Source organism: Bradyrhizobium sp. CER78 (genome assembly GCF_029846235.1).
Taxonomy (GTDB): Bacteria; Pseudomonadota; Alphaproteobacteria; order Rhizobiales; family Xanthobacteraceae; genus Bradyrhizobium.
Map to the genome: position 1 here is coordinate 57,332 of NZ_JARVWP010000028.1, position 10,334 is coordinate 67,665.

The window sequence follows — 10,334 nt, forward strand, 5'->3', positions numbered from 1 at the left end:
AAAACAAGAATCTAGAGCTTCGGTTCTGATTCAGTCAGAACCGAAGTTCTAGCGCGAAACGATCAGACCCTTGCTGGTGACGACCACCCAACGGCCGTCCTGCTTGCGAATGGCGTCGACGCGGCCGAGGCCGGGGACGGGATCGCCGGCATAAACCTCATAGATGCCGCCGCGGCCCTCGATCAGCGCGCCGCCATTGCCGACGTCGCGCAGCGCCCAGCCATCGACCACCGGCAGGCGGCCGACCCCGGGCCTCGGGGCGGCAGGCGCGGCCGCCGCAGTCGCCGGCGGGATCGAGCCGGTGACCTCGCGGGCGGGCGTCGCCGCAGCGACAGTCGTCTGCGGGGCGCGGAGCTTGTCGACGGTCTCGCTGAGCTTGTTGAGCCTGGCGATCGGCTCGGCCTGGGCCTTCTCGACCTTCTCGATCCGCTCGCTGGCCTTGCTGAACTGAACGGTCCCGTTCCTGGCGGTCTGGTCGATGCTGGACTTCAGGGCGGCGATTTCGCCATCGATCCGGGCGATCGCGGCGTCGGCCGCTTCCTTTGCAGCGTCCTTGGCAGCCACGTCCCTGACGGAGGCAGCAGCGGGGGCGGCGAGATGGCCGAGCCCTGCGGTCGCGAGCGCGCCACCAATGGCGCCTGCCACGGTCGCCAGCGCAATCACCGCGGCCATCGCCCCGAACCGGCGCGAGCCGGCCGGTTTGGCGGTCTGCTCGGCACCCGGCTTGGAGGCGGTCGCCTCATGGTCCCAGGTCCGGTCACCGGGTGCCATGATCATCAGTCTGCCCGGGAAACGCGGCTCTGCACGCTTGCCGGTCTCGACCTTGGGCACCGCCATATTGGTCGGCTCGATCTTGGGGTCAATCTTGGCGTCGATCCTGGCCTCGATCGCGGGATCAAGCCGGGACGGCTCAGCCTTGGGCGCTTCCTTGGGAGCTTCGACCTTCGGCGCATCGATCCTGGGCGCGTCCGCCTTCGGCGAGGTCTCTTCCTGTTCGGGCGCGAGCCGCGGAGCCTCGACACCGGCCACAGCCATCGCGGGCTCGCTGTTCGCCGCCATTTCGGCGCCGGTTTGACCGCTGACCGGCTCGCTCTGCTGCTCACTCACGTTCAAAGTCTCCAGGCTTGGTTGACAATTCGGTAACTTTTATTGCTTGCGAAATGGTTACCCCGCGCCGCCATTACCTAAATTTTAGGGAGTTTTCCGGGCCGGATTTGGGCGATGCTGCCCTGCGGCAATCTGCGTCAGCTCCGTTTGCGCGCGACGCTTTCCCGATTAACATGCCGTCATCTTCCAGCCAGAAGGCAGGGGAGCACCATGACGATCGAGAAATGCATCAATGAATTTGGTGTCGATGACGTCATTTTTGAGGAAGGCTCGACCGGCCGAGAATTATTTGTCGTGCTCGACGGGACGGTCGACATCGCCAAGATCGATGGCGGCAACAAGACCGTCATCGTCAGCCTCGGCAAGGGCGAGTTCTTCGGCGAGATGGCCGTGATCGACGGCTCGGCGCGCTCGGCGACCGCCATCGCAGCCGCGCCCGCGACGCGCGTGATGCGGATCAACCACGCCCGCTTCGTCTATCTGGTCAGCCAGCAGCCGGCCTTCGCGTTGATGGTGATGGATGCGCTCTCGAAACGCCTGCGCGCCTCCAACGCCGTCACTTACCGCGCGGCAGCCGCACCATGAGCGAGCGCAAGCCGAGCCCGTTCAAGACGCTGTTCGAGGCCGACGTCGCGACGCTGATCCAGGCTGCCGACGATGTCTACCAGATCCGCTTCAAGAACCGTGCGGCAAATGCCTATCTCGTGCGCGGCAGCAAACGCACCATCATGATCGACGTCGGGCTGTCGACCAATTATCCCTCGCTCGTCGCCTGTCTCAACCACCTCGGGCTAACGCCCGAGATGGTCGACATGGTGGTGCTGAGCCACGAGCATCTCGATCACATCGGTGCGGCCTATCATTTCCACGGCTCAGCCTACATCGCCGCGCACCGGCTCGCCGCCAACAAGATCATGCTGCGCGACGACTTCTCGATGCTGCGCAAGATGTTCAACGAACCGAACGTGCCGATCGACATCGACATCTGGCTCGAGGAAGGCAACCTGATCGACCTCGGCAATTTCCGCCTCAACGTGATGTATACGCCGGGCCACACCTCGGCCTGCATCTCGCTGTTCGATCAGGACAAGGGGCTGCTGTTCGCCGCCGACACGCTGATGCCCGGCGGCGTGATGGGCGGCGTGTTCGGCTCCGGCTCGATTGCCGACTACATCCAGTCGCTGGAGCGGCTGAAGGGCCTCAATTCGAAGATCCTGCTGTCGGGTCACGGCCGGCTGTCCGACACGCCGCAGGACGATGTGCGGATCGCACTGCAGCGCTCGCACGCTTTGCTCGAGGACACCGCGCAACTGTTCGACGCGCTCGATGCGCGCTCGAACTTCGAGCCGATCATGCAATCGGTGCGCGACCTCAACAAGCTCGACGATTGAGGCTCTGTCCCGGCCGAAGCCGCCCGTTGTGACCTGCCATGACTTTGCACTAGGATCGGCTCGCAACGATAAGAATCACAGACGCGGCGATGCAAGCCGTTGCCGACAGCGGGGAGACGAAGCGAATGCAGGCTGACACGATGGCGCAGATGCGCCGCCGGGTGGTAATCTCCTCCACGATCGGCAATGCGCTGGAATGGTTCGACTTCACCGTTTTTGGCCTGTTCGCCGGCATCCTGAGCAAGCTGTTCTTTCCCGCGGACAATCCGCATTCCTCGCTGCTGCTCACCTTCGCGACATTCGGGATCGCCTTTGCAGCCCGGCCGCTGGGGGGCCTGGTGTTCGGGCTCTACTCCGACAAGCACGGCCGCAAGAAGGCGCTGGTCGTGATGATATCGCTGATGGCTGTCGGCACCGGCCTGCTCGGCGTCCTGCCGACCTATGGCGCGATCGGAATCGCCGCGCCGCTGTTGCTGCTGCTGGCGCGGCTGATCCAGGGCTTTTCCGCCGGCGGCGAGTTCGGCAGCGCCAGCGCAATGCTGATCGAGTTCGCGCCGCCTGACCGGCGCGGCTTCTACGGCTCATTCCAGATGGTGTCGCAATCGCTGGCGTTCGGCCTCGGTGCCGCGATGGCGATCGGCCTCAATCTCGGCCTGTCGGCGGACGCCTTCGCGAGCTGGGGTTGGCGCGTGCCGTTCATCCTCGGCATTCTGATCGGGCCGACCGGATGGTACCTGCGCCAAAGGTGCGACGAGTCGCCCGAATTCAAGGCTTATCTCGCCGAGAAGGCCGCGACGGCGCAGCCGAACAGGCAGACCACGCTCGGCCAATTGTTCTCGGAACATCCGCGCGAGTTGATTGCCTCGTTCTGCCTGATCGCTGCCGGCACGGCGATCAACTATGTCAATGCGATCTTTCTGCCGACCTATGCGGTCGCCGAGTTGAAGCTGCCGATCCTGAACGCGCAGCTCGGCCTGCTCGTCGTCAGCCTCATCAATGCGGCGGTGGCGGTGGCCTGCGGTGCCCTCTCCGACCGGATCGGTCGCCGTGCAGTCCTGGTTCCGGCGCTGATCATCTACAGCTTGCTGTTCTATGTGATCTTGCAGCGGCTCGTCGCCGCGCCGACCACGGCGAACCTCTGGCAGTTGCAGATCGTCGCGGTCCTGCTCGGAGCCCTGGCCGGGCCGATGCCGGCCTTCATGACCGAGATATTTCCGGTCGGCGTGCGCTCGACCGGAGCATCCCTGATGTACAATCTTGCCGTGATGCTGTTCGGCGGGCTGGCGCCGTTCATCAACACCTGGCTGGTCCAGGTCACGGGCGACAAGGCTGCTCCGGTCTACTACATCCTCTTCGCCGCAGCGGTGGGCCTCGTGGGCCTGTCGGTCTATCGCGGTCGACCGTCGGTGCCGGGAATCGCAACTCAACCGGCGCAATGACCGCGACCGGTACGACGGCTGATGCTCGAGCCTGCGCGATCGTGCATGCGGCGCTGCATTTGACAAACCCGCTTGTGCCCTGTTCAACAGCGGCAACAACAACGCTGAAAAACAGGGAGCGAGGACCATGAAGCTTTACGACTCGGTCGGACCCAATCCGCGCATCGTGCGCATGTTCATGGCGGAGAAGGGCATCGAGATACCCAAAGAGACCGTCGACCTGCGCAAGGGCGAGAACCGCGAGGAAGCGCATCTGAAGCGCAATCCGCACGGCCAGATGCCGGCGCTCGAGCTCGACTGCGGCAACTACCTCTCGGAGATCACGGCGATCTGCGAATATCTCGAGGAGAAGCATCCCTCGCCCGCGATGATCGGCAGCACGCCGGAAGAACGCGCCGAGTGCCGGATGTGGACGCGCCGGGTCGATCTCAACATCGCCGAGCCGCTCGCCAACGGCTACCGCTTCGGCGAGGCGCTGAAATTCTTCGAGAAGCGCATTCCGGTCGCGCCCGAAGCCTCACCGGGCTTGAAGATGATCGCCGCCAATCGCATCAAATGGCTTGATAACCAGATGGCCGACGGACGCGACTATATCTGCGGCAAGCGCTTCACGCTCGCCGACATGCTGCTCTACTGCTGGATCGATTTCGGCAACCAGGTCGGCCAGCCGCTGGATCAGTCGAACGCCAACATCGTCGCCTGGTTCAACCGCGTCGCCGCGCGGCCGTCGGTGAAGGCGTAAAGACGATCTTCTTATCCTCCCCTGGAGGGGAGGATGAAGAAGGCCAAGTAACTCAATCCCTCAAATCACCACCGGCCTATCCGGCAGCTCGTTCGAGCCGCCCTCGGCATGCGGAAAATGCTTCGCCAGCTCCCGCGACACCGCGGCGATGCCGTTGATCACGCCCTGCTCGAACCGCCCGGCCCGAAAGTCCGTTTCCATGGCGCGGCAAATCGCTTCCCAGCCGGCGCGGCCGACCTTTGCGTCAATGCCACGATCGGCGACGATCTCGACATCGCGGTCGGCGAGCAACAGATAGATCAGCACACCATTGTTGTGATGAGTGTCCCAGATCCGCAAATGCGAGAACACGTCGAGCGCCCGCTCCCGCGCCGGCTGATTGCGAAACAGCGGCACGCCGTCGAGCGCGCCTTCGACGACGAAGCGGATCTGGCCCGAATGGGTGGCCTCGCCGGCCTTGATCGCCTGTTCGATCGCATCGAGCACGCGCGGCGGAAACTCGCGCCGCACGCGCCAGCGATGCTCGATGAGATGCTTGCCGATGCGCTTGATGCTCATATGCCTACCAGCTCCCCGAAGCGCCGCCGCCGCCGAAGCTGCCGCCTCCGCCGCTGAAGCCGCCGCTGTCGCTCGAGCTCGAGCCGCTGCTCCAGCCCCCGCCGCCGCCGACCCAGCCGCCGGAATAGCCACCGCCGCGCCGGTACGGTCCCGAGCCCGCCGCCGGACCGCCGAAATTCAATCCGCCAAAGATCAGCGCCGCAACACCGGCGAACAGGCCGACCACCAGTGCGGTGGCGAGCGAGCCGGCCAGCATCCAGGTGAAGGCGCCGACGATGCCGCCGGTCGCGGCCGAGCCCAGCAGCCGCCCCAGCAGGCCGCGCAGGAAGCCTGCCACGATGATGACGCCGAAAATAACGACCGGGTTGGCGAAGTCGACGAGATTGGGCGCCTGCCAATGCTCGGGCTCCGGTGCCGGCAACTGCTCGCCATTGACCAGGCGGATCATCCGGTCGATGCCGGCCGAGATACCGCCGGCGAAATCGCCGGCCTTGAATTTCGGCGTGATGTCCTCGTCGATGATACGGTGGGTGACGACGTCGCTCAACACGCCCTCGAGGCCGTAGCCGACCTCGATGCGCAAATGCCGATCGTTCTTGGCAACGACGAGCAGCGCGCCGTCGTCGACCTTCTTGCGCCCGATCTTCCAGGCCTCGGCGACGCGGATCGAGAACTGCTCGATGGTCTCCTCGCCGGTGGTCGGCACGATCAAGACTGCGATCTGGCTGCCCTTGCGGGTCTCCAGATCCTTCAGCCTGTCGTTCAGCGACGCGACATCACCGGCAGACAGCGTGCCGGTCTGATCGACGACGCGGCCGGTGAGCTGAGGCACTGCAACCTCGGCCCACGCCGGACACATGAAGCCCAGCAGGAAGGCGAACAGGATGACGCGTGCGGCGGTCATCGCGACGGGCGCCGGGCAGCGCTATTTCGACGGCGCGGGGGACGGCGCCGGTGCCGGATTGAAATCGACCTTCGGCGCGGTCGATATCTCCTTCTCATTGTCGACCGTGAAGTTCGGCTTCTCCTTGTAGCCGAACGCCATCGCGGTCAGATTGTTCGGGAAGGTTCGGATGCCGACGTTATACTCCTGCACCGACTTGATGTAGCGGTTGCGCGCCACGGTGATGCGGTTCTCGGTGCCTTCGAGCTGCGCCATCAGGTCGCGGAACAGCGCATCCGATTTCAGCTGCGGGTAGTTTTCGGTGACAACCAGGAGCCGCGACAGCGCGCTGGTCAGTTCCCCCTGCGCCTGCGTGAACTTCTGGAACGCTGCGGGATCGTTGAGTACCTCTGATGTCGCCTGGATGCTGCCGACCTTGGCGCGCGCATTGGTGACGCCGAGCAGCACGTCCTTCTCCTGCTGCGCAAAGCCCTTCACCGAGTTGACCAGGTTCGGCACCAGGTCGGCACGCCGCTGGTACTGGTTCACCACCTCCGACCAGCTCGACTTGACCTGCTCGTCATTGGTCTGGATCGCGTTGTAGCCGCAGTTGGTCAGGCTCAAGGTCGCCAGCGCTGCCAGCACGGTCCAAAGCTTGCGCATGAAGATGGTCCTCCCGGTGGATTCTCTCTCACGGTAACAGATTTCCGCCCGATAATCCCGTGGCGCGGATTTCGCGCGCTCTTTTGCGGATGATGGCCCTTGCCTATCCCTCCCCGCGCCGTTCATCATGGCGGAAAAATCGATCGCGGGAGGATCCATTGGCGTCTGAACAATTCGAGACGATTGTTGTCGAGCGGCCCGACCCCGCGATTGCGCGGATCGTGATGAACCGCCCTGAGGCGCGCAACGCCCAGAACCTGCAGATGACCTACGACCTCAACGCCGCCTTCGATCGGGCGGTGCAGGACGACGCGGTCAAGGTCATCATCCTCGCCGGCAATGGCCCGCATTTCTCGGCCGGTCACGATCTGCGGCCGGGAGCCAAGAATGAGGCGGGCGTCGATTTCCCGCCAGTCGGAAATTGGGGTGGCTTCGCCGAACCGAACGCGCACGGCCGCTTCGCGCGCGAGCAAGAGATCTACCTGCAGATCACACGGCGCTGGCGCAATCTCGCCAAGCCGACGATCGCGGAAATCCACGGCAAGTGCATCGCCGGCGGGCTGATGCTGGCCTGGGCCTGCGATCTGATCGTCGCCAGCCACGATGCCGAGTTCTGCGACCCCGTGGTGACGATGGGCGTCTGCGGCGTCGAGTGGTTCGTGCATCCATGGGAGCTCGGCGCGCGCAAGGCCAAGGAGATGCTGTTCACCGCCGACGTCTGGAGCGCCGACGAGGCGCATCGCCTCGGCATGGTCAATCACGTGGTGCCGCGCGGCGATCTCTCGTCGTTCACGCTGGCGCTGGCGCGGAGGATCGCCGCAAAACCCGCGTTCGCGCTGAAGCTGAGCAAGGAAGCGGTGAACCGCTCGATCGACATCATGGGGCAGCCTGCCGCGATTGATCAGGCGTTCGCGCTGCATCAGCTCTGCCACGCCCATAACCTTCAGGAATTCGGAATGGTGGTGGACCCCGCAGGTCTGCATCCCTCCGTCAAGAAAACCGCCAACGTGTAGAAAGCCAGATGGACCTCACTCTCAGCGACGAGCAGCGCCTGCTGCGCGAAAGTGCCGACCGCTTCGTGGCGGAAACCTTCACATCAGAGCATCGCAAGAAAGCGGTGAACGATCCGCTGGGCTATTCGCCGGCAATCTGGAAACAATTCGCCGAACTCGGCTGGCTGGCGCTGCCGATCGCCGAAGCCCATGGCGGGCTCGGCGGCGGCGCGATCGAGATCGGGCTGTTGATGGAAGCGTTCGGCCGTGGCCTGGTGTCCGAGCCGTTCCTCTCCACCGTCGTGATCGGCGCCGCGCTGGTGGCCGAATGCGGCACCGAGGCGCAGAAGCAGGCGATCCTGCCCAGGATCGCCGAGGGCGCGCTGACGCTCGCCTTTGCGCATTCGGAGCGCGCGGCACGCTTCGACCTCGCTCGTGTCGACACAACGGCGACCAAAACCGCCGACGGCTGGCGGCTGAACGGCAGCAAGGTCGCGGTGCTCGACGGCGCAGCCGCCAACCAGATCATCGTTTCCGCTCGCATCGCCAACGCCAATGGCGCATCCGGCAAGCTTGCCCTGTTCCTGGTGCCGGCTGGAACGCCCGGCCTCACTCTGCGCGATTATGCGCGGCTCGGCGGCGGACGCGGCTGCAATCTCGATCTCAGGGATGTGCAACTGCCGGCCGACGCGCTGCTCGGCGATGGCAGCGATGCGCTGCCCGCGATCGAAACCGTGGTCGACCGCGCAATGGCCGCGCTCGGCGCGGAAGCCGTCGGCATCATGCAGACGCTGCTCGACACCACGCTTGAATATACAAAGATGCGCAAGCAGTTCGGCCGGCCGCTGTCGGCCAATCAGGTGATCCGTCATCGCCTCGCCGATGTCGCGATGCAGGTCGACGAGGCACGCTCGATGGCGCTGCGCGCGGCGCTGATGGCCAATGCCGAGCCGGTGGCGCGCAGCCGTGCGGCCTCCGGCGCCAAGGCCAAGATCGGCAAATGCGCGCGCTTCGTCGCCGAGCAGGCGGTGCAGCTGCACGGCGCCATGGGCGTCACCGAGGAGCTCGACATCGGCGCCTATTTCAAGCGGCTGCTCGCCTTCGACACGCTGTTCGGCGGCAGCGCCCATCATTATCGCCGCCACGCCGCCCTGAGCGGCCGCGTCCACGCGTAACGGAGAGCGCACCATGGATCTCACCTTCAGCGCCGAAGAGCGCGCCTTCGAGCAGGAAGTCCGCGACTATATCGCCGAGAGTCTGACGCCGGAGATGAAACGCGCCACAGCGCTGACGCCGTCGGTGTTCTCCGATCCTGATATCGGCATGGCCTGGCAGCGCGCGCTGCACAAGAAGGGCTGGGGCGCGCCGGGCTGGCCGGTCGAACATGGCGGACCGGACTGGACGCCGGCGCAGCGCTGGATCTTCGAGGCCGAATGCGCCCGCGCCGGCGTACCCAATGTCAACGTGATGGGCGTGAAGATGGTCGGCCCGGTCATTATCGGCTTCGGCTCACGCGAGCAGCAGAACTTCTACCTGCCGCGGATCCTCTCCGGTGAAGACTATTGGTGCCAGGGCTATTCCGAGCCGGGCTCCGGCTCCGACCTGGCCTCGCTGAAGACCCGCGCGGTGCGCGACGGCGACGACTACGTCATCAACGGCACCAAGATCTGGACCACGCATGCGCATCACGCCAACCGCATGTTCGCGCTGGTGCGCACCAATGAGGGCGAGCGGCAGCAGGACGGGATCAGCTTCATTCTGATCGACATGAAGACGCCTGGAATCACCACGCGCCCGATCCTGACCATCGGCGGCGACCACGAGGTCAACCAGGTGTTCTTCGACGACGTCCGCGTGCCCGTCGCCAACCGCGTCGGCGAGGAAGGCAAGGGCTGGACCTACGGCAAGTACCTTCTGGAATTCGAGCGTGGCTCCGGCATCGCGTCCGCCAAGCTGCGCGAGGCGCTGAAGACGATCACCGATCTCGCAGGCTCCGAGGTCACCGGCCGCGCCATCGAGGACCCCGACATCGCGATGCGGATGTCGGAGGTCGAAGTCGACATCGATGCGCTCGAGATGACCGAGCTGCGGGTGCTGTCGGCGCTGCAGACCGGGCAGAATCCCGGCGCGGTGTCGTCGCTGATCAAGCTCCGCGTCAGCGAGATCCGCCAGGCGGTGACGCGGCTCGGCGTCGACGTGATCGGCCAGGACGGTCTCGCCGTCGAGCCGGCGCGGCCGTTCTACCGGCTCAACCACGAGCCGGCGATCCCGGAAGAACTGCTGCCGGTGGTGCCGGAATATCTCAACGGACGGGCGTACACGATCTTCGGCGGCTCGTCGGAGATCCAGCGCGACATCATCGCAAAGATGGTGCTGGGGTTGTAGGCCGCGTCCGGACGCGATCGCCTTCCCTTGACCCTCCCCTGGAGGGGGAGGGTCGGCACGCATCGCTAGATGCGTGACGGGGTGGGGTGATCTCTCAACTCGGGCACTGTTCACGAGGAGGGACTTTCACCCCACCCCGCCGCTCCTTTCAGTCGCGTCGCCCCTCCCCCTCCA

General features: G+C 65.1%; 11 protein-coding genes. 7 read left to right on the forward strand and 4 right to left on the reverse strand.

Features of this window, described 5'->3' with window-relative positions; all coding sequences use genetic code 11:
- Positions 1-48: 48 nt before the first annotated feature.
- Positions 49-1,107, reverse strand: a complete 1,059-nt coding sequence (locus QDT69_RS35330) for a hypothetical protein (protein ID WP_347952186.1) — start codon at positions 1,105-1,107, stop codon at positions 49-51.
- Between the two features lie 210 nt (positions 1,108-1,317).
- On the opposite strand from QDT69_RS35330, the gene QDT69_RS35335 reads away from it, so the two are divergent.
- The 4 genes from QDT69_RS35335 to QDT69_RS35350 all read left to right on the forward strand — a co-directional run bounded on the left by QDT69_RS35335 (position 1,318) and on the right by QDT69_RS35350 (position 4,679).
- Complete coding sequence (locus QDT69_RS35335; RefSeq protein ID WP_146992454.1) at positions 1,318-1,692, forward strand: Crp/Fnr family transcriptional regulator; 375 nt, start codon at positions 1,318-1,320, stop codon at positions 1,690-1,692.
- Positions 1,689-2,498 carry an MBL fold metallo-hydrolase gene (locus QDT69_RS35340; RefSeq protein ID WP_279711085.1) on the forward strand — a complete coding sequence of 270 codons (810 nt, stop codon included), beginning with the start codon at positions 1,689-1,691 and terminating at the stop codon, positions 2,496-2,498. The genes QDT69_RS35335 and QDT69_RS35340 overlap by 4 nt, the downstream gene beginning before the upstream one ends.
- A gap of 125 nt (positions 2,499-2,623) precedes the next feature.
- Positions 2,624-3,937, forward strand: a complete 1,314-nt coding sequence (locus QDT69_RS35345; protein ID WP_279711086.1) for an MFS transporter — start codon at positions 2,624-2,626, stop codon at positions 3,935-3,937.
- Between the two features lie 127 nt (positions 3,938-4,064).
- Entirely contained in the window at positions 4,065-4,679 is a 615-nt protein-coding gene (locus QDT69_RS35350; protein WP_279711087.1) for a glutathione S-transferase family protein, read from the forward strand.
- Between the two features lie 60 nt (positions 4,680-4,739).
- Here QDT69_RS35350 and QDT69_RS35355 read toward each other — a convergent pair whose 3' ends face one another.
- From QDT69_RS35355 to QDT69_RS35365, 3 genes are read right to left on the reverse strand one after another with little or no spacing between them, the layout of a single operon-like run.
- Entirely contained in the window at positions 4,740-5,237 is a 498-nt protein-coding gene (locus QDT69_RS35355) for a TPM domain-containing protein (protein ID WP_279711088.1), read from the reverse strand.
- A gap of 4 nt (positions 5,238-5,241) precedes the next feature.
- Entirely contained in the window at positions 5,242-6,141 is a 900-nt protein-coding gene (locus tag QDT69_RS35360; protein WP_279711089.1) for a YgcG family protein, read from the reverse strand.
- A 21-nt stretch (positions 6,142-6,162) separates the two neighbouring features.
- Positions 6,163-6,783 carry a LemA family protein gene (locus tag QDT69_RS35365; RefSeq protein ID WP_279711090.1) on the reverse strand — a complete coding sequence of 207 codons (621 nt, stop codon included), beginning with the start codon at positions 6,781-6,783 and terminating at the stop codon, positions 6,163-6,165.
- 158 nt (positions 6,784-6,941) lie between these two features.
- On the opposite strand from QDT69_RS35365, the gene QDT69_RS35370 reads away from it, so the two are divergent.
- Genes QDT69_RS35370 through QDT69_RS35380 form a run of 3 tightly spaced genes read left to right on the forward strand, consistent with a single transcriptional unit; the run spans position 6,942 to position 10,160 of the window.
- Positions 6,942-7,796 carry an enoyl-CoA hydratase gene (locus tag QDT69_RS35370; protein WP_279711091.1) on the forward strand — a complete coding sequence of 285 codons (855 nt, stop codon included), beginning with the start codon at positions 6,942-6,944 and terminating at the stop codon, positions 7,794-7,796.
- Positions 7,797-7,804: 8 nt separating this feature from the next.
- Positions 7,805-8,950 carry an acyl-CoA dehydrogenase gene (locus QDT69_RS35375; RefSeq protein WP_279711092.1) on the forward strand — a complete coding sequence of 382 codons (1,146 nt, stop codon included), beginning with the start codon at positions 7,805-7,807 and terminating at the stop codon, positions 8,948-8,950.
- Between the two features lie 13 nt (positions 8,951-8,963).
- On the forward strand, positions 8,964-10,160 hold the full coding sequence (locus QDT69_RS35380) for an acyl-CoA dehydrogenase family protein (protein WP_279711093.1): 1,197 nt from the start codon (positions 8,964-8,966) through the stop codon (positions 10,158-10,160).
- The last annotated feature ends 174 nt before the right edge of the window (positions 10,161-10,334 follow it).

Bases quoted from the DNA above. Each gene is read 5' to 3' on its own strand.
- QDT69_RS35345 (WP_279711086.1), top strand. From the start codon at position 2,624: ATGCAGGCTGACACGATGGCGCAGATGCGCCGCCGGGTGGTAATCTCC.
- QDT69_RS35350 (WP_279711087.1), top strand. From the start codon at position 4,065: ATGAAGCTTTACGACTCGGTCGGACCCAATCCGCGCATCGTGCGCATG.
- QDT69_RS35365 (WP_279711090.1), bottom strand. From the start codon at position 6,783: ATGCGCAAGCTTTGGACCGTGCTGGCAGCGCTGGCGACCTTGAGCCTG.
- QDT69_RS35340 (WP_279711085.1), top strand. From the start codon at position 1,689: ATGAGCGAGCGCAAGCCGAGCCCGTTCAAGACGCTGTTCGAGGCCGAC.
- QDT69_RS35360 (WP_279711089.1), bottom strand. From the start codon at position 6,141: ATGACCGCCGCACGCGTCATCCTGTTCGCCTTCCTGCTGGGCTTCATG.
- QDT69_RS35335 (WP_146992454.1), top strand. From the start codon at position 1,318: ATGACGATCGAGAAATGCATCAATGAATTTGGTGTCGATGACGTCATT.
- QDT69_RS35380 (WP_279711093.1), top strand. From the start codon at position 8,964: ATGGATCTCACCTTCAGCGCCGAAGAGCGCGCCTTCGAGCAGGAAGTC.
- QDT69_RS35375 (WP_279711092.1), top strand. From the start codon at position 7,805: ATGGACCTCACTCTCAGCGACGAGCAGCGCCTGCTGCGCGAAAGTGCC.
- QDT69_RS35355 (WP_279711088.1), bottom strand. From the start codon at position 5,237: ATGAGCATCAAGCGCATCGGCAAGCATCTCATCGAGCATCGCTGGCGC.